Annotated in this window: 15 protein-coding genes; 10 read left to right on the forward strand and 5 right to left on the reverse strand. The window is 58.0% G+C overall.

Annotated elements, in window-relative coordinates; all coding sequences use genetic code 11:
* The first annotated feature begins 85 nt into the window (after positions 1-85).
* From FHR98_RS12820 to FHR98_RS12845, 6 genes are read left to right on the forward strand one after another with little or no spacing between them, the layout of a single operon-like run.
* Positions 86-1,249, forward strand: a complete 1,164-nt coding sequence (locus FHR98_RS12820) for a CpaE/TadZ family protein (protein ID WP_183417099.1) — start codon at positions 86-88, stop codon at positions 1,247-1,249.
* 28 nt (positions 1,250-1,277) lie between these two features.
* Complete coding sequence (locus FHR98_RS12825) at positions 1,278-2,720, forward strand: TadA family conjugal transfer-associated ATPase (protein WP_183417100.1); 1,443 nt, start codon at positions 1,278-1,280, stop codon at positions 2,718-2,720.
* 12 nt (positions 2,721-2,732) lie between these two features.
* Positions 2,733-3,698, forward strand: a complete 966-nt coding sequence (locus FHR98_RS12830; RefSeq protein WP_183417101.1) for a type II secretion system F family protein — start codon at positions 2,733-2,735, stop codon at positions 3,696-3,698.
* Between the two features lie 13 nt (positions 3,699-3,711).
* Complete coding sequence (locus FHR98_RS12835; protein ID WP_183417102.1) at positions 3,712-4,656, forward strand: type II secretion system F family protein; 945 nt, start codon at positions 3,712-3,714, stop codon at positions 4,654-4,656.
* 54 nt (positions 4,657-4,710) lie between these two features.
* Complete coding sequence (locus FHR98_RS12840; RefSeq protein WP_183417103.1) at positions 4,711-6,150, forward strand: LytR C-terminal domain-containing protein; 1,440 nt, start codon at positions 4,711-4,713, stop codon at positions 6,148-6,150.
* Between the two features lie 25 nt (positions 6,151-6,175).
* The gene (locus tag FHR98_RS12845) at positions 6,176-7,108 is read left to right on the forward strand and encodes a tetratricopeptide repeat protein (RefSeq protein ID WP_183417104.1); all 933 of its coding nucleotides are present in this window, start codon (positions 6,176-6,178) and stop codon (positions 7,106-7,108) included.
* Positions 7,109-7,138: 30 nt separating this feature from the next.
* Here the strand turns inward: FHR98_RS12845 and FHR98_RS12850 are convergent, their stop codons facing one another.
* The 3 genes from FHR98_RS12850 to FHR98_RS12860 form a co-directional block, all read right to left on the reverse strand.
* Entirely contained in the window at positions 7,139-10,285 is a 3,147-nt protein-coding gene (locus FHR98_RS12850; RefSeq protein ID WP_183417105.1) for an efflux RND transporter permease subunit, read from the reverse strand.
* A gap of 1 nt (position 10,286) precedes the next feature.
* The gene (locus FHR98_RS12855) at positions 10,287-11,432 is read right to left on the reverse strand and encodes an efflux RND transporter periplasmic adaptor subunit (protein WP_183417106.1); all 1,146 of its coding nucleotides are present in this window, start codon (positions 11,430-11,432) and stop codon (positions 10,287-10,289) included.
* 111 nt (positions 11,433-11,543) lie between these two features.
* Complete coding sequence (locus FHR98_RS12860; protein ID WP_183417107.1) at positions 11,544-13,223, reverse strand: adenylate/guanylate cyclase domain-containing protein; 1,680 nt, start codon at positions 13,221-13,223, stop codon at positions 11,544-11,546.
* Between the two features lie 148 nt (positions 13,224-13,371).
* On the opposite strand from FHR98_RS12860, the gene FHR98_RS16750 reads away from it, so the two are divergent.
* The gene (locus FHR98_RS16750) at positions 13,372-13,614 is read left to right on the forward strand and encodes a DUF1289 domain-containing protein (protein WP_322091254.1); all 243 of its coding nucleotides are present in this window, start codon (positions 13,372-13,374) and stop codon (positions 13,612-13,614) included.
* A gap of 275 nt (positions 13,615-13,889) precedes the next feature.
* Here FHR98_RS16750 and FHR98_RS12870 read toward each other — a convergent pair whose 3' ends face one another.
* Together FHR98_RS12870 and FHR98_RS12875 are read right to left on the reverse strand one after the other, a co-directional pair.
* The gene (locus tag FHR98_RS12870; RefSeq protein ID WP_221205886.1) at positions 13,890-14,384 is read right to left on the reverse strand and encodes a glutathione peroxidase; all 495 of its coding nucleotides are present in this window, start codon (positions 14,382-14,384) and stop codon (positions 13,890-13,892) included.
* Positions 14,385-14,506: 122 nt separating this feature from the next.
* Positions 14,507-15,163: a regulatory protein RecX gene (locus FHR98_RS12875; protein WP_221205887.1), complete on the reverse strand. Its 657-nt coding sequence runs from the start codon at positions 15,161-15,163 to the stop codon at positions 14,507-14,509.
* Positions 15,164-15,243: 80 nt separating this feature from the next.
* Between FHR98_RS12875 and FHR98_RS12880 the strand changes: the two genes are divergently transcribed.
* The 3 genes from FHR98_RS12880 (at position 15,244) to FHR98_RS12890 (ending at position 18,170) form a co-directional block, all read left to right on the forward strand.
* A complete protein-coding gene (locus tag FHR98_RS12880; RefSeq protein WP_183417110.1) occupies positions 15,244-16,053 on the forward strand; it encodes an ABC transporter permease in 810 nt (269 codons plus the stop codon).
* Between the two features lie 5 nt (positions 16,054-16,058).
* A complete protein-coding gene (locus FHR98_RS12885; protein ID WP_183417111.1) occupies positions 16,059-16,862 on the forward strand; it encodes an ABC transporter permease in 804 nt (267 codons plus the stop codon).
* A gap of 129 nt (positions 16,863-16,991) precedes the next feature.
* Positions 16,992-18,170: an aspartate aminotransferase family protein gene (locus FHR98_RS12890; RefSeq protein WP_183417112.1), complete on the forward strand. Its 1,179-nt coding sequence runs from the start codon at positions 16,992-16,994 to the stop codon at positions 18,168-18,170.
* Position 18,171 lies beyond the last annotated feature (1 nt).

Raw genomic sequence — 18,171 nt, forward strand, 5'->3', positions numbered from 1 at the left:
ACTGGGTGAGAATGCGCCAAACCGTGGTTGAAAAGAGTCGAAATCGGCCGCTAGGCGACGTGAGAAGTAATATAAGCGGGGACAAATGAACATCGTAGCGATCGCACAAAGTGACCAGGTCAAGACGACCGTAAAAAAAGTCGCTGATGATTTGCAGAACTCGAAGGTGAGTGTGCTAGACGGCCGCTTGGCTGAGGCGATGGAGAAGTCGGCGTCTTGGCAGCGCGCAGATGTCATCATCGTTGAGATGCACTTGAATCAAGAGACGGATCGGGCCGCCTTCACGGATTTGGTACGTAAGGCACGCGGTTCGGTTATTGTTACGGCAGATGATGCGAAGGTCGAGGATGTGCGCTGGCTTATGCGCAACGACGTCTCGGATTTCCTTCCGCACCCTCTCTCAGAGGCAGAACTCGCAAATTCGCTCACTTCGGTTGCGAAGCAATCAAGTGACGCAGGCGGCACAGAGCATGCCCACGCCGTTATTCTGGCTGTACTGGCGGCCTCCAAGGGTTTGGGCGCGGCCACGGTAGCCTGTCAGACGGCTATCAGGGTTCGTGAGCAGGCCGCGAAAACCGATAGCGTGTGCCTAGTCGACCTGGACTTTCAATTCGGCAAGGTGTCCACACACCTGGATGTCGAGGGCCGCTTGGATATTGCGGAGATTTCCAATGCACCCTCCCGGCTGGATGAATCGTTTCTGAGTTCGCTGGTCGTCAAGCATCCCTCGAAGATCGATGTGCTCGCGCCTATCGAACGGCTTTCGCTCTGGGAGAACGTAACCAGCGAAGCGGTGTGCCGTTTGATGGAGATCGTGGCACACGCTTATGACTACGTGATCGTCAACATGCCGCCTTACTGGGCGTCTTGGACATCGGAGATTTTGCGGGGTGTGGATGCGGTAAACATCGTGTTCCAGGTTAATGTGGAATCGATCCGCCACACCCGCCTTTTGATCGATACCATCTTCGAAAACGGCGGTGGTCAGGTGCCGATGTTCCTGCATGCCAATCGTTTCAAGAAGAAGTTCCTTTGGTTTGGTGTCAATATGAAGGATGTCGAGAAGGCGTTAGGCCGGGAGATTTCCTTCTATGTGCCTGATAACCCGACGATCGTGACCGATTCCATCAACCGCGGCGTTCCTTTGAAGGAAGTGAAGCCGGGGAGTGATGTAGAAAAGGCGATTTCCGATGCGGCCGACGAGATTCTAGCCTCGATACGCCAAGGGCGTGGCGCCGTCGCCGCCTAAGTAAGCGCTCTTAAGAAGGGAGCAGTAAATGTTTGGACGTTTTTTAAAACCCGACGAAGTGCAGCCGAAGCCATCGCCGGATCAGAAGGCGCCAGCACCTGCACCGGCGCCTGAAGTCGCACCCAAGGCGCCAGTCAATCCGAAGCGGAACATCGCCACTGCTGGGCACGGCATGTCCGCAGAAGCGCGTGAAGCTTCCGATAAGATGACCGACCTCAAGGTCAAGCTGCATCGGACATTGTTGGACCGCATTGATTTTTCGAAACTCGATCAGATTCCCGAAGCCGAGTTCGCGCCGCAGGTCGAGCGCCTGATCCGCGAACTGATCATTTCCGAACGTTTGCCGCTCAACAAGACCGAGCAGGAAAGTCTTATTACCGACGTCGTCAACGAGGTTATCGGCTATGGCCCGATCGAGCCGCTGCTGAAGGACCCGACCGTTACCGATATTCTGGTGAATACCCATAGCAAGGTCTTCGTTGAACGCTACGGCAAGCTCGAGCTGACCAACGCCCGCTTTGCGGACAACCGGCACTTGATGCGCATCATCCAGAAGATCGTTGCCCAGGTTGGACGCCGTATCGACGAGTCCCAACCACTGGTCGATGCGCGCTTGCCGGACGGCTCGCGCGTCAATGCGGTGGTTCATCCCATCGCCGTTGATGGTCCCTTGGTGTCCATCCGTAAGTTCGCCAAGGTGCCAATCACGATGCCCCGGTTGATCGAGCTTGGGGCACTGGCTCAGGATATGGCTGACGTCCTCAAGGGCTGCGTGGAAGCGCGCCAGAACATTATCATCTCGGGTGGTACCGGTTCCGGTAAAACCACGATGCTGAACGCATTGTCGGCTTACATCGGGAACGCGGAACGTATTGTTACGATTGAAGACGCAGCGGAGTTGCAGCTGCAGCAAATCCATGTTGCGCGACTGGAAACCCGGCCCCCCAACGTTGAAGGTCGTGGTGAAATTCGGCAGCGCGAGTTGGTCAAGAACGCACTGCGTATGCGTCCTGACCGTATTATTCTTGGTGAGGTACGTGGCGGTGAAGCGTTTGACATGCTGCAGGCCATGAACACCGGCCATGAAGGCTCCATGACGACGATTCACGCCAACACGCCGCGCGACGCGCTTTCGCGTATGGAACAGATGATCGGCATGTCGGAGATCGAAATTCCGACAATCTCCATGCGGTCTCAGATTGCATCGGCCATCGACGTTATCGTCCAGACGCAGCGCTTGAGCGACGGTAAACGGCGATTGGTCAGTGTTTCCGAAATAACGGGCATGGAAGGCAGCGTCATCCAGATGCAGGAGATCTTCCACTTCCAGCGCAAGGGCATTGCCGACGACGGCACCGTGATGGGTGAATATCGCGCTACCGGAATCCGGCCGCAATTTGCCAAGGAATTCAAAACCCGTGGGATTGAGATCGACCCGGAAGTCTATCGCGAAGATCGCGTTCTCGGATAAGGGAAAGCGGGCATGGAAACTACAACCATCATCATTCTCGGGGTCGTGTTCCTCGTATCATTCCTTCTCATAGAAGGATTGTATTTCCTAATTTCGGACTGGCGTAAGAGCAAGTATCGCCAGATGAACCGACGCATGGCGATGCTGTCCGAAGGGCGAAGCTCTCAGGAAGTCATGCTGCGTCTGCGCCGCGAGAGTGCATACGATGCTCAGGGCAATATCCTGGAGGTCCTGGCTAACAAGCTGGACGGGCTGCTGGCGCAGTCCGGCGCTGGCGTATCGATCCCGCAGCTTTTCATGATCTGCACGATGTTTTCCTTGATCAGCGTCGGGGCGTTTTTTGTACTTCAGGCGCTCAACCCCTTGACCATCGCGGTTTCGGTTATTCTGCCGTTCCTCCTACCGTTGCTGATACTCAAGCTCGTTCGCGGCCGGCGCATATCGAAGTTCAATGAGCAGTTGCCGGAGTGCATCGACGTTGTTGTGCGCGCCTTGCGGGCCGGGCATCCGATATCCTCGGCTATCGGTCTGGCGGCGTCGGAGCTTCCTGATCCCATCGGCTCTGAGTTTGGCCTTGCCGTGGACGAGATGCAGTATGGTTTGGACCTCAATGAATCGCTGACCAACATGGAAAAGCGGGTTGGTAGTCCCGACCTCCGCATGTTGGTTATCACAGTGCAGATTCAGGGCGAGATAGGCGGCAATCTGGCTGAGATCCTATCCTCGATTTCGAGGGTTATTCGCGAGCGCTTCAAGATTCGCCGTAAGGCCAAAGCTCTTTCCGCGGAAGGTCGGTTCTCTGCGATCGTCCTGGGAATTCTGCCAATTGCCGTGTTCCTGGCCATCAACGTTCTATCGCCCAAGTACTACACACTCGTTCAGGATGATCAGGGATTCATCATCAGCATGGGCATCGGAATGATTCTGATGTTCATTGGTTATTTCGTCATGTACCGCATGACCAACTTCAAGATCTGAGGACGGAGCAAGTATGCCGGACTTCCTGGCAAATCTTCTAGTACTGGCTGAAGCCAATGCGCCGATAGTCGTCGGCGGCTTGGTGTTTTTGGTTGCCGGCTTGCTCTTCTTCGGATTGACGGCGGTTGCGGGCGGCGAAGGCGGTTTCGCGCGGCGCTTGAGCCAGAAGCCGACCGATCGTGAGGAGATCAGCGCCAACCGCAAGGACAAGATTGCCAAGGTCCTTTCGAAGGTTGGTGAAAGCCTCCCGCAAGATATGACCGATCTATCGCGGGTCCGTCGGCAACTGGTGTTGGCCGGTTATTATTCGGCCCGTGCCGTCCCGATCTTTTACGCGGTGCGCGCTGTTATTGCGATAACCCTGCCGGTATTGTTTTCACTAGTTTTCCCGCTGGTCACGCGTGAGTTCACGGTTTCTACCGCAGTAGGTGGCGCCGCAGTGCTCGGCATCGTCGGCCTTTATCTGCCGGTTATGTTCTTGAAGCAGAAAATAGGCGCGAGGCAACAGCAGGCCCGGGATGGCTTCCCCGATGCGCTGGATTTGTTGGTGGTGTGTGTGGAGGCCGGTTTGTCGCTCGACCAGGCCATCGAACGTATCAGCCGAGAAATCGGCAGATCATATCCGGTGCTGGGTGAAAACTTCAGAATGATGGCTAGTGAGTTGCGCGCGGGTCAATCGCGAACCGAGGCGCTGCGCAATGTGGCTGAACGTATGGGAGTGGACGAGGTCAAGGCCTTTGTCGTGTTGCTGATCCAATCCGAAGAATTGGGAACCAGCATCGCTGAAACGCTCCGTGTCTACACCGACGAGATGAGAGATAAGCGGGTCACCCGCGCTGAGGAGAAAGCACAGGCGCTACCGGCCAAGTTGTCGGTGCCGCTGGTGCTGTTCATTTTCCCGGTGTTGATGATCGTCATTCTGTCACCAGTCATCATTCGAATGATGAAGGTGATGTGAGCGGGCCGCTGTCTGGCGCCGCCGACATTTAGAGGACGAGGGGAGGGTATGATCATGAGAAACAAGCTGCTCCAGGGCGCGGGCTTGATCGTAGCCATGTCGGCGCTGAGCGCCTGCGGAAGTCTTGGCAATTCTGCGGCACAGTTGACGGCAGCTCCTTCAGCACCGGAGAAGGTGAACCAGGAAACGACGTCGCAAGCCCAGTCTGCCGTCACTGTTTCGCAGGAATATGAGCAGGGCAAGCAGGAGTTGAACCGAGGCAATGTCGGTAAGGCGATTGAGTATTTTTTGAAGGCGCATCGCAAGGCGCCGGATTCTCTTGAGGGTATCAATGCCCTGGCGGTCGCTTACGATATGGTTGGGCGCCCGGATCTTGCCGATCGCTATTTCAACAAGGCCCTGGCGCTGGCGCCGCAAGACCCGGATGTTTTGAACAACGTCGGTTATGCCCATCTCAAGCGCGGTGATGAACAAACAGCCCAGCGCTACCTGAACGAGGCCAGGGCGCTCTCCGCTGGCAATGATGTCATTTTAGCCAACATCGCCTTGCTCGAGAACAAGCCGGAACCCACTTCCGACATACAGGAAGACACGCCGCCTGCGGCACAGGTTGCGGAGCTAACGAAACCCTATGTCGCAAAGACATCGGACCGAAGCCAGATCATCGTTACTCAGCCGTCGGCTGAGATGACCGCTTTGGCTCCGCAGCCAAGTCAGCCGGAACCGAGCCCGTCGGAGCGACAGATGCCGGCAACCATCCAGGAGGCTAGCCTGCCGGCCCCGCAACGGTTGGTGCCCGAGCACACCGCATCCTTTGCGCTTGAGCCGGTGAGCTTGACGCGGACACCGGAGCCTTCGGCCTCGGAATCATACGATACATTGCCGTCGATACCGCTCCCTGCAGTGAAGCCCGATACGCTTTCTCAGGTTGTTAGTGGTCCATTGAAAGCCGGACTAGGCGGTTCCCGACTGATGCCCGCGAAGCTGGAGCAAGTCGCGCTTGCGGTGCTGCCCGACGGATCGCGCCCGAAAAGGCAAGAGCCAGCTGGTCCCACAGAGATGCCGGCCCTACCGGTTACGGCGGTGATCGTGGAGCCTTTGGAGGCTCCGTCCGTGACACCAAGCGACGGCAAAGGTGATAGCGTCGCGTCGGTGATTGATGCCGCACGAAACTGCTCGCTATCCATCGGTGAGGCGCAGATTACCTTGGTCAATGGCAATGGTCGCGAGGGGATGGCGCGGCGGACGCGTGGTTGGCTCAAACATGATGGGCTGGTCACGGCGCGCCTGTTGAACGCAGATCATTACAATTATGCGAGCAGCACCATTCACTACCGTTCTTCGGCCCGCTGTACGGCCGAGCGTCTGGCAGTAACCTTCGATTCCTTGCCGCGGTTGGTTAAGGACGATACCTTGGCCGAAGACTTGCGTGTCCTGCTTGGCGCGGATGTCCTGATTTTCGACACGATGGTGGCCCAGGCGGAAAACAACTGAGAACCTGGAGCTAAAGGGGGGAACCATGACGTTGCGACCTACCGAGGCTTCGGCCCAGACTGGAAATCGTTCCCGTCTGGCGGTTGCCTTGATACCTCTTGCCGCGCTCATTCTCAGTGGTTGTCTGTCGAGCGAGCCCGAAGGCCCGCCGGCGTCGCAGGTCCGCGGTCTGGTCAAAGACGTAATCCCACCTGGCGATCTCGATCGATCGGATGAACTTCTGGCCGACGGGAGAGTTTACGAAGCGCAGCAGGAATACGCACGCGTGCTGCAGGATGACCCCAGCAATCCGCGGGCCATTTATGGATTTGCCGAAACGCTTCTCCAAACGGGACAGTTGGACGCAGCTCGGAAGCATTTTGCTTCGATCGTCGGGGACCCGGAGTATGGCGCCCGCGCGCTTCAGGGTGAGGGACTCATTCTTTTGGTGCAAGGTGAGCTTGGTGAAGCAAGGGCGCGGCTTGAACTCGCGGTCCAGCGCGATCCCGGTCTATGGCGGGCCTGGAACGGCCTGGGCAGGGCCAAGGATGCGGGGCGCGACTGGGTCGGTTCGTCGGAGGCTTATACCCACGCGATGGAGTTGGTGCCTCGGTCACCGGTTCCGGTCAACAACCTGGGGATGTCGAAGTTGCTTCAAGAACAGTACGTTGAAGCAGAGAACACCTTTCGGCTGGCGATTGATCTCGATCCAAAGTTTGTCGCGGCGCAGAACAACCTGAAGCTGGCAATCGCCTGGCAGGGTCGCTATGTGGAGGCTCTCATGGGGGTCTCTCCCGAAAACCTGCCGGAAGTCATGAACAATGTGGGTTATGTCGCCATGCTGCGCGGCGACTATGATGTTGCGGGAACTTATTTTAACCGGGCTCTTGACCTCAGTCCCGCTTATCACGCCCAGGCGGCGGAAAACCTGCGCTATCTGGAAAGTTTACGTAATTCACCTGTTGCATCGGCACAGTAAGGCCTAGCGCGCCCATTTCATTGCTGACGATCAGTCTGCCTGTGCCGGTTGTGGCACCTCCGTGGTGCCTGCGCTCTGGCCCTTGACTTTCTCACGCAAGGATTGGAAGAGCGCGAAAAGCGGCGGGATGAAGAAAATTCCCAGAAGTGTAGCGCCCAACATGCCGCCAAAGACGGTGGTGCCGACAGATTGCCGACTTGCCGATCCGGCGCCGCTGGCAAAGACCAGCGGGAGTACGCCTAGAATGAAAGAGAGCGCTGTCATCATCACGGCCCGGAATCGCAGATCGGCGGCCTCTAGCGTCGCATCGAATATGCTTTTCCCTTCCTCGCGAAGCTGTTTGGCGAACTCGACAATCAGGATCGCGTTTTTGGCCGCCAAGCCAACCAGCAGGACAAGCCCGACCTGCGCGTAAGCATCGAGCGCAATACCGCGCCAGCCAAGCAATGCTACAGCACCAAGCACCGCTACGCCGATCGAGAGCATGACTGAGAAGGGAACAGTCCAGCTTTCATACTGTGCTACCAGGAACAGGTAGGCGAACACGATGGAGAGAATCATGACCATCGACCCCGCCTGCCCGGCCTTGATTTCCTGCAGGGCCATGCCGGTCCATTCGAAGCTGTAGCCGCTAGGCAGCGTTTCCTGCGCCAAAGTCTCCATGGCTTGCAAAGCCTCGCCCGAGCTGCGGCCGGGTGCTGGATTTCCATTGATGGTCGCAGAACGATAGAGATTGTAGCGCTCCACCTGTTCTGGTCCCAGAATCGGCTTCACCCGCACGAGTGTACGCAAAGGCACCATTTCTCCGTTGCTGGCGCGGACGTAGATGTCCTCGATATCTTCCGGGGCATTGCGACGTTCCGCTTCGGCCTGGAGCATCACCCGATAGACCCGGCCGAACAGATTGAAGTCGTTGACATAGAACGCCGTCAGATTCGCCGCCAAACCCTGAAATACCTCGCCCAAATTGACGCCGCGGGTCTTAACCGATTCACGGTCGACATCGACGAAGAGCTGCGGAACATTGGCTCGGAACATGCTGAAGACGGCGTTCAGCTCGGGCCTTCCATTGGCCTCGAAGATGAACCCGCCGAGTGCCGAGGCGAGTTCGGATGAATCCCGCCCCTCGGTGTCCTGGAGAACGAATTCGAAGCCGCCAGTCGTACCCAAACCGGGGATGGGGGGCGGATTGAAGGGGATCGCCGTCACGCCGGGGAGCGTATAAAGTTTCGCGCGTAGCTGCGCGAGTATGGCGTTGAGGTGAAGGTGCGGCTCCTGACGCTCGTCCCAGGGGTCAAGCACAACGACAAGCATTCCGCCATTGGGCACTACCGCGCCGGAAAGGAGTGAATAACCGCCGACCGAGGTAATGCTTTCCACTCCGGGAATCGCAGCGACGACAGCTTCGACTTCTTCCAGTTGAGTTGCTGTACGGGGTAGCGCGGCGGCATCGGGCAAGCGCATATCGATGAAGAGCGCACCGCGATCCTCCTCAGGTACGAAGCCGGTGGGCAGGCTCTGCAGCAACCAGCCGGTAGCGGCCAGGCTGGCGACAAAGACAATACCGGTAATCGCCAGCCGCCGGGTCATCAGTCCGACAATGCCGGTGTAACCCTTCCGTGTGCGGTTCAGAAGCTTCTCGAACCAGAACAATGGGCCGCGTTTGGCTGGCTTGGGGAGTCTGAGGAAGCTCGCACAAAGTGCAGGACTGAGCGTCAGGGCATTGATTGATGAAATCGCGACTGCGACCGAAATGGTGACGGCGAACTGCTCATACAGGCGCCCCGTCAGACCGGGCGTGAAGCCCACCGGCACGAAAACCGCCAGCAGCACCAGGGTGGTGGCGACGACCGGGCCGCTCACTTCCTTCATCGCCAGCCAAGTGGCCTCGCGGGGCGCTTTGCCTTCGGACATATGTCGTTGGACGTTCTCGACCACCACGATTGCATCATCGACCACCACGCCGATCGCCAGGATCAATCCGAAGAGGCTCACGGTGTTGATAGTGAAGCCCATGGCCAGGAGCGCTGCCAACGTGCCGATCAAAGAAACCGGTATGGTGATGGTCGGAATGAGCGTGGACCGCCAGTCTTGCAAGAACACAAAGACCACCAAGATGACCAGCGCCATGGCTTGCAGCAGGGTGACGAGTACCTCGCGCATGGATGTTTGAACGTAACGGGTCGTGTCGTAGGTAACCTTGTAGGCTAGCCCTTCCGGGAAGTTCGTGGAAATTTTTGCAAGCTCTGCCTTGATGCCCTCTGCGACGTCGAGCGCGTTGGCGTCAGGCAGCTGATAGATGGCGATAACCGCTGCTGGTTTGCCGTCCAGCCTGGCAAACCAGCCATAGGTTTGCGCGCCCAGATCCACGCGCGCCACGTCGGCCAAGCGGACTAGGGTGCCGTCACCGCCAGCTCGAATGACAATTTGCTCAAACTCCTGAACGCTTTCCAAACGGCCCTTGGTTTGGATGCTGAACTGGAACTGCTGCCCTTCGGTGGTTGGTGCCTCGCCGATGCTACCTGCAGATACCTGGACGTTCTGCTCGCGAATTGCATTGATCACGTCGCCAGCCGTCATCTCTAAGCTCGTAAGGCGATCCGGGTTCAGCCAAACGCGCATGCCGTAATCGCGTGCACCCAGAATATCCGCGCTCGCCACACCGGGCACACGGGCCAATCTGTCCCGCACGTTGATGCTCGCGTAGTTGCTCAAGAAGATGTCGTCAAACCCGCCGTCCGGCGCATAGATATTGGCCAGCATCAGCATCGACGTGCTCTGCTTCTTGGTTGTTATGCCTTGCCGTACGACCTCTTCGGGCAGTCGCGCAGTGGTTAAGGCGACGCGGTTCTGCACATTTACCTGTGCTTGGTCGCCGTCCGTTCCGACTTCAAAGGTTATGGTCAGCGTGTAGCTTCCGTCGTTGGCGCTTTTCGAGGACATGTAAATCATGCCTTCGACGCCGTTGACCTCGGATTCAATAACTGCCGCAACCGTCTGCTCGACAACTTGAGCATTGGCACCGGGATAGCTGGCCTTTACCTGGACTTGCGGGGGCGTCAGCTCCGGGAACTCTGCAATCGGTAGCCGCGACAGCGACAGCATTCCCGCCAGAACGATGACAATCGCGATGACGAAGGCAAACTTAGGCCGGTCGATGAAGAAACCGCTGAGCATGTCAGGAATCCGAGCCGACTGGGGTGATCACGGTCGGGCTTACCTTGGCGCCCGGACGCACTTTCTGAACACCCTCGACGATCAACATTTCGCCGACGGCGACACCCTGCTTCACAACGATGTCTCTACCGCTGCGCTCGCCGAGTTCGACGGGTTTAGCAGTCACTTGGTTGTCTGCATCTACGGTCAGCACAAAGGCACCCGCCTGGCTTGTCTGGACTGCAGCCTGGGGCACCACGACCTCATCGCGCGGCTCGCTGCTTACCAGGAGGACGTTGACGAACTGGCCCGGCAAGACCAGCCCCTCCGCATTGGGAAAACGAACTCTTAGCTTGATGGTGCCAGTCACGGGATCAACTTGGTTGTCGATGAAGTAAAGCTCGCCCGGTGTTTCAAGCATAGTGTCGTTTGCCAGCCGCAACTTCGGCTCGAAACTGCGGGCCTCGCCCGTTGCCTTGCGCTGTTGGTAGTCGAGCATCTGCCGTTCCGATATCGCGAACTCGACCTCTATGGGATTGAGATCGAGAATTGTCGCCAGCACACCGGCATCCGGTCCAACAAGGTTTCCCGCATCGACCGTCGTAGCGCCGATGCGTCCCGAAATCGGTGCGGTAATGGTTGTGTAGCCAAGGTTCAGTTCGGCTGCGGTAAGGTCGGCCTGCGCCGCGGCCAAATCGGCCTGAGCTTGGGCGGCGGCGGCCGTCGACTCGTCAAGCTTGGCTTGGCTGACTGTGCCACGAGCCGCGAGGGTTCGGCTTCGCTCCAAAGTTTTGTTGGCATCGACAAGGGTGGCCTGCGCTCTTTCAACGCCTGCGGTTGCAACCTTCTTGGCTGCTTCGAACTCAGCCGGGTCAATCTGATAAAGCAGTTGACCTCTATTGACGTCACTACCCTCCTTGAAGGGGCGCTCTAGCAAGAAGCCGGTAACGCGCGCACGTAGTTCAACCTGCTGATTTGCGCGTGTACGACCGACGTATTCAAGCGACGTCGATATCTGCTTCGACACGATAGGGGCTACAGTGACGCTCGGCGGCGGCGCTGCCGGCGTCTGCGAGGTTTTATCTTGCTGATCGCAGGCCGCTAGCAGACCCAGCGTGCAGATAAGCAGGAATCCGTTACGGATTCCCCAAAAATGTTTCAGCAGCAAATTCTTTCCCCCGAGCCGACGCAATTACGCCGTTGATGATCATTGTAACAATGACTTGGAACCGACGAATTCAGAATAAGGGCAATGCCGCACAGGCTTCAATCGAAAGTATTACATTGTATTATTGCGATGAATTGTCCGTGGATTGATGGCGACGATGGCCAGCGTTTCACGCCGTCCTCGCAAAGTAATTTCATGCTGTTCTTGAGCGGGTAAATCTATGCCGCTTAGTTCAAGGGTCGAAACGGAGACGACGAGATCATTGCCATATTCTTTAGTTAGCGCCTCCATTCGGCTTGCGGCGTTCACGACGTCGCCAACGGCGGTCAGGCTACGCGCGTCGCCAAAGCCTATTTCGCCGATAATGACTGACCCGGCGTGAATGCCGATCCCCATGCGCAGCCGCTCCGGTAGGTCATGCGCCAGGCTTTCGTTCAATTGATCCAGCCGCTCCGCCATCAAGGCCGCAGCGCGCAAAGCCTGTTGGGCGCCAATTTCGCCACTGCTTTCCAGACCGAAGAGCGCCATGACACCGTCACCCATGAATTTATCGATCTTGCCGCCTGCTTCGGTGATCGCCTCGCCCATTTCACGGGCGAAGCGATTGAGAAGGAAAATGACATCATAGGGCAGGCGGCCTTCGGCCAGGGTTGTGAAGCCGCGGAGATCGGCGAAGAGCACTGTGGTCAGGCGCTCCTCGCCATGGCGGCGCCCGACAAGCGAGTGGACGTGTCGCGGCGCGCTCTCGGGCGGCAGCAATGGGTGTACCTCCAAATCAGAGGCTAGCCTCAACTGACAGGCGAGGCGTACGTTGGCCGGCGCGTGAATACGATCTAGGACCCGTTGCTCTTCGTCGCTGGACTTGGGTAAGGATTCCAGACCTCGCCTGACGCCGATCCGGCAGGTCGAGCAGCGACCACGACCGCCGCATACGGATGCATGGGGGATGCCGGCGAACTGGCTGGCCTCCAACACCGATGTGCCCTTGGCAACCGTCACCCGCGACCCGTTGCTGTACTGCACAACGACCCGGCCGGCACGGTGTTGCAGACCATAGCGGACCAAACGTGAGCTCAGCGCCAGGGCCAGCAATGCCACCTGCAGGCTCAGCAGCAAGGTTTCGGCTAAGCCCAATGTTGCGACTTCCGGCTCGCCCAGAACCTGAAGCGCGGCCCGGTAGGGTTCAGCCCAATCCGGATTGGCGCGTGCGCGAAGCAGTGCCTCGCGCCCCGCCGCGGTGAATCCTGAGAGTGCGAGCAAGGGAATACCAACGGCCGAAGCGAGCAACAGCGCCCGCACCTGCGGGAAAAACCGCTTTAGCCGCAGCCAAAAATAAATACCGAAGCAGCCGTGCGTCCAAGCCACAAGCAGCAGCAGCGACTGCTTGAGGGCCAGCATTGAATCGCCGCCCCAAAAGAGAAGCAACAGAGTGCCGTAGCTAGTCTCCAGATCGTACAGTTCAACGGCCAATCGCGTGCCGAAGAGATGCGCCGCGAGGAGTGGAGGGATTGTCAGGCCCAGAAGCAACTGCGCCCACTCGGATACAGGCATCCGTAGGCGGCGTCGTTTGTAGATCGCCCAAAAGGCCAGCAGCAAGTGGATAACCAAACTGCCGTACAGCAGGATAGTGCCTGGCAGGGAGCGCCATAAGCCTTGCAACAATTCGCGCAGGTTCTCCATCGCAAAGAGACCGGCAAGCCCCATGGCGTGATTAATCAGATGACCGCTGATATAGGTAAAAAGGATCAGCCCGGTAACAAGTCGCAGTCGACGCAGGGACGGGATTTTCACTCGGCGGCCCCTTCCTTGGCGAGGTTTCGGTAATCATAGTCGTTTGTCGGCTGAACGTGAACGGCAAGTCGTTTATGGTTGCAGCGTTTACTTGATCTTGGCCCGGCGCCATATGAGGAGCGTGAGTTTGGAAGACGGGAGTAAGATAGTGAATCCGGAAGATCGAGCCGAACGCCGCCGCCGCCGCCGCGAAGCGCTTGGGCGTAAGATCGACACCACAATCCCATCGCCCTGTATTTCGGTCTGCACGCTTGATCCGGTTACGAACTGGTGCATGGGATGCCACCGAACCATCGACGAGATTCGCAACTGGCCGATTCTGTCGGCTGAAGAAAAGCAAAGTATCCTGGCGGCGATCGAAGACAGGTGTTCTGGCGCAAGCGAGCGATAAGCCTTGGCGCAGGGCGTTAATATCCCTGAGTAAATTTAGTACAAACTTCAACTTGAGCTGGGCCCGCCACTCATGGAGATTGCCTTTACCAGGGCCATGCGCTGTTCTTCCAGTTGGTCTCGGTCGGTCGTCATCTCCGGCCGGTAGGTTGAACGATGGGGGTGTTCGCCTACAGCTAAGAGATATCCTCGCAAATACTGCCGACCCTCGATGGAAGAGAAGTTCTCTTTACGTCGGGGGTCGGTTTTTTTGTGGCGCTTTAAGCCGCCACTTCGCTACTGGAGCGCGGCTTCGATTGCTGTGGTTACCGGCTCCTCGTCAGGCTTCACGGCTGATGGCCATGCGTCCAACAATTCCCCCTCTGCCGACAGCAAGTATTTGTGGAAGTTCCAGCGCGGCTCGCCAGCCTCGCCCAAGCTCTCGCGAATCCATCGATACAGTGGATGTGCATCGGGACCGACAACCTTCTCTTTTCGGGTCATCGGAAAATCAATACCGAACCGCGTCTCGCAAAAGGTCTTTATTTCGGCTTCGCTGCCCGGCTCCTGTGCGCCGAAGTCGTTTGAGGGCACGCCAAGAACCACCAATCCCCGTTCACGGTAGGTCTCCCAAACACGCTGAAGGTTTTCGTATTGGGGTGTGAAACCGCACTCGCTGGCGACATTCACCAGCAAGACGGGGCGCCCGGCAAAGGTCTCCATCGGTAGGGGCGCGCCTTCAATGGCGGTGAAACCAAAGGCATGGGCGTTCCCTTGGGACTCTGCGGACATGGCGGATCCTCCATTGGTGATCAGAAGGGTTGCGCAGATCAGGAGCAGTCGGAGCATTTGGCCAAACCTTTCCCGCGTTCGTAATCTTCGTAATCTAAGAAATAGCGCAGGTCGCTTCGAGATCAAAGGGACGCCAGGATTTTGTGCGCGACGGCCTCAAGAATCTCAGGGTCCTCGGCATCGATAACTTCGCGTGCCGTTGCGTAGTCGAAGCCTCTTCGCGCCAGCGCGGCCAGGTCCCGTTCCCGCGTTTCCGCTCGCTTCTCCGAGGGGCGGTAAGGGCCGAGGCGCCGCCGCCTGGCATAGGTTGCCGCCGCGGCCAAATCCGTGTCTTCGTCCGCTTCCTCGAACTGCTCGATGGCGGCCTGACGATCCTCTTCGGCTAGGCCCTTCTGCCGGAGTGATTGATCGATCGCTTTCAAGGACTGGCCTTTGCGGAACAACCCACGGGCTCGGGATTGTGCGTAGGCACGGTCGTTCAGCAACCCTGCGCGTTGCAGTTTCGAGACCAATGCGACGATCGCTTTGCGACCCTCTTCGGGATCCGTCCCATGTTCTTTGGCGCTTCGCTCCACGCGCCGCCATAGAACCCGTTCGAAATTGGCCGAGGATGAGCCATAGCGCTCCAGATACCAGAGGCCGACACGCTCAAGATACTGCGGCGTTACTTTCTTGATGCGCCTGCGTCGCGCGCCTTGTCGCCGCTCAGACATCCGGCCATCGTCTGCATCCTTGTCGGTCATCCAGGGAATATGCCACGAAAGACGGCGTCTGGTCATCTGCTTGGCGCTTGTATGGGACGGTGTATTGCCAGTCCGGAACTTGCTTTCAGAAAGGAAAGAGCCTAAGTGGTCCTGCCATGTCCAATACCGGTTTCGATACACCCCTGCCGCGCCAATTGGGTGTGGTCAACTGGCGCGGCTTCTGGACGCTCTACGTCAAGGAAGTTCGCCGGTTTCTGAATGTATTCACGCAGACGGTCATGGCGCCGATGGTGACCACGCTGCTGTTTCTCGCGATCTTCACACTGGCCTTGGGCGGGCGGGCGCGCGCGCCGAGCAACATTCCCTATGACCAGTTCCTGGCTCCCGGCTTGATCATGATGGCGATGGTCCAAAATGCTTTTGCAAACACATCGTCATCAATTCTGATCGCCAAGGTTCAAGGCAATATCGTGGACCTTCTGATGCCGCCGCTATCGCCTGCGGAGTTGACGTTGGGTTTGATTCTTGGCGGGATCACGCGGGGTCTCGTCGTTGGCAGCGCGGTTCTGGTCGGTATGTGGATCTTCGTGCCGATGCAGATACCGCACCCCGGTTTCGTGATCTTGCACGCGTTAATGGCGTCGTCTTTGCTTTCGTTGATTGGGTTGCTGGGCGGTATATGGGCCGATCGATTCGATCATATAGCGGCGATTACAAACTTTGTTGTGACGCCTCTAGCATTCCTGTCCGGTACTTTCTATTCAATCGAGCGCTTGCCCGATGTCTGGCAAACAGTCGCCCATTTCAACCCGTTCTTCTATATGATCGACGGCTTCCGTTTCGGTTTTATCGACCGCGCCGATGGTAGCTTGCTTTTGGGTGTTCTTGTGCTTGGTTCGGCTAATCTGATCCTCGGATTCGTCTGCTACCGGCTGCTAAAGAGCGGCTGGCGATTAAAGAGCTGAGGGCGATGAGCCTGCCGCGCACACTGCAGCCGAGGGCTTTCGGCGCCCTAAATTCCATCGGACTGTGGACGCTCTTTTGGCGATGCGTTAGCCGATTCCTGAAAGAGGCCGTGGAAACAATTGGTGGCCCTATGGTTTCCGGCGGGCTTTTCCTGGGCGTGTTCGCGGTTGCCTACACACCGGGCACTATCCTTGAGGGCGGTTTGCTGCCGGTAACTTTTGTTGCCCCGGGTATCATCATCTTCGCGTTGGCGCATTCGGCCTTTGAATTCGGTGCCGTACCGCTGCTGTATGACAAGCTCGAGGGCATGATCGGCGATATTGTCTCCGCGCCGCTGTCAGCCGGCGAAATGATGCTTGGTTACGTCCTTGGAGCCGCGGTGGTCGGCTTGATTGTCGGCTGTGCGGTATTTCTCACGCTGACGCCATTTGCCGGCTTTTCGTTTGCGGCCCCACAGATTTCACTTCTATTTGCCATACTGACCGCGGTTTTGTTCGGTTTGATTGGCGTTCTGGCGGGCCTCTGGGCGGATCGATGGGAACACTACGCGGCAACCGATACTTTTATGATCTTGCCACTGGGGTTTCTGTCGGGGGCCTTCTTCCCGACAACCAGTCTGCCGGACCTGGCGGCGATGGCCATTCGCCTCAATCCGGTTTTCTACCTGGTCGATGGTTTCCGCTATGGCTTGATAGGCAAAAGCGAAAGCAATCTTCTGGTTGGCTTCCTGGTGCTTGTTGGTGTGATCACTTTCTTGGCGTGGCTTTGCGCGCGCCTGTTCCGGTTGGGGTACAAGATCAAAGCCTAAATAGCGCCGGCTTGCTCAAGGCTTGTTTCTCCCGGGCGCAACCCCCTGGTTGTCTTGACACAAGCGGGGCCATCGGCAAAAGTCAGCTCCTTCCCACACGGGACGTACTTATGGAGTGGAGGAACCTCTGTGATTTCCGCCGTTATGCCCACCTATGCGCGCGCCGATCTCGCTTTCGAGCGGGGCGAGGGCGCTTATCTCTTCACCAGCGACGGGCGGCGCTACCTGGACTTTGCGGCAGGGATCGCCGTCAACAGTCTGGGGCATAGCCACCCGCACCTCGTCAAGGCGCTGGAGGAGCAAGGGCGACGACTTTGGCATTGCGCGAACCTCTATCGAATTCCCGCAGGCGAGCGTCTGGCGGAAAGGCTGGTTGCGGCAAGCTTTGCGGACACCGTGTTCTTCACGAACTCCGGCGCGGAGGCGCTGGAGTGTGGAATTAAGATGGTGCGCAAGTACCATGACGACACCGGTTCTCCGGGGCGGTACAAGATCATCACCTGCCGTGGCGCTTTTCATGGTCGTACGCTGACGACTATCTCGGCGGCCGGGAACGAAAAGTACATGAAGGGGTTCCTTCCGGAAGTGCCGGGCTTCGTTCACGTGGCTTTCGGCAATCTGAACGAGCTGCGTGCCGCCATTGATGACGAGACAGCGGCGATCTTGGTTGAGCCGGTTCAGGGCGAGGGCGGTATCCGCCCGGCCGATTTGGAGTACCTGCGCGCCTTGCGCACGATCTGCGACGAGTTCGGCCTGCTGCTGTTTCTTGACGAAGTTCAGTGCGGCATGGGGCGCACCGGAAAGCTCTTCGCCCATGAATGGGCGGGGATCACCCCCGACATCGTCGCCTCGGCAAAGGGGATCGGCGGCGGCTTCCCGCTGGGCGCATGCCTGGCGACCGAGAAAGCCGCGGTCGGCATGACGGCCGGCACCCATGGCTCCACCTATGGCGGCAATCCACTTGCCATGGCCGTTGGCAACGCGGTGATGGATATCCTGCTTGAAGAAGGTTTCTTCCAAGAGGTCGATCGTGTTGGCCGTCACCTTTGGCGTGAACTGGCAGCGCTCTGCGACCGGAACCCCGAGGTGCTGGAAGAGGTGCGTGGCGCCGGCTTGATGCTGGGATTGAAATGTCGGGTTCCGAACACGGATTTTGGACTTCAAGCACGCGAACTGGGGCTTTTGACGGTGGTGGCGGCTGAGAACGTTGTGCGCATTCTGCCGCCGTTGATCATTAAGGAGGCTGAGGTCAAGGAAGCGGTCGCTATTCTTGAGCAGACCTGCAAAGCCATGGCGAAGGCGGCCTGAT

Origin of the sequence: Limibacillus halophilus (genome assembly GCF_014191775.1) — a bacterium.
GTDB classification, from domain to species: Bacteria; Pseudomonadota; Alphaproteobacteria; order Kiloniellales; family CECT-8803; genus Limibacillus; species Limibacillus halophilus.

What these genes read in the sequence shown, in the direction of transcription:
- FHR98_RS12820 (WP_183417099.1), top strand. Translation starts at nt 86, where the DNA reads ATGAACATCGTAGCGATCGCACAAAGTGACCAGGTCAAGACGACCGTA.
- FHR98_RS12825 (WP_183417100.1), top strand. Translation starts at nt 1,278, where the DNA reads ATGTTTGGACGTTTTTTAAAACCCGACGAAGTGCAGCCGAAGCCATCG.
- FHR98_RS12830 (WP_183417101.1), top strand. Translation starts at nt 2,733, where the DNA reads ATGGAAACTACAACCATCATCATTCTCGGGGTCGTGTTCCTCGTATCA.
- FHR98_RS12835 (WP_183417102.1), top strand. Translation starts at nt 3,712, where the DNA reads ATGCCGGACTTCCTGGCAAATCTTCTAGTACTGGCTGAAGCCAATGCG.
- FHR98_RS12840 (WP_183417103.1), top strand. Translation starts at nt 4,711, where the DNA reads ATGAGAAACAAGCTGCTCCAGGGCGCGGGCTTGATCGTAGCCATGTCG.
- FHR98_RS12845 (WP_183417104.1), top strand. Translation starts at nt 6,176, where the DNA reads ATGACGTTGCGACCTACCGAGGCTTCGGCCCAGACTGGAAATCGTTCC.
- FHR98_RS12850 (WP_183417105.1), bottom strand. Translation starts at nt 10,285, where the DNA reads ATGCTCAGCGGTTTCTTCATCGACCGGCCTAAGTTTGCCTTCGTCATC.
- FHR98_RS12870 (WP_221205886.1), bottom strand. Translation starts at nt 14,384, where the DNA reads ATGTCCGCAGAGTCCCAAGGGAACGCCCATGCCTTTGGTTTCACCGCC.
- FHR98_RS12875 (WP_221205887.1), bottom strand. Translation starts at nt 15,163, where the DNA reads ATGACCAGACGCCGTCTTTCGTGGCATATTCCCTGGATGACCGACAAG.
- FHR98_RS12880 (WP_183417110.1), top strand. Translation starts at nt 15,244, where the DNA reads ATGTCCAATACCGGTTTCGATACACCCCTGCCGCGCCAATTGGGTGTG.
- FHR98_RS12885 (WP_183417111.1), top strand. Translation starts at nt 16,059, where the DNA reads ATGAGCCTGCCGCGCACACTGCAGCCGAGGGCTTTCGGCGCCCTAAAT.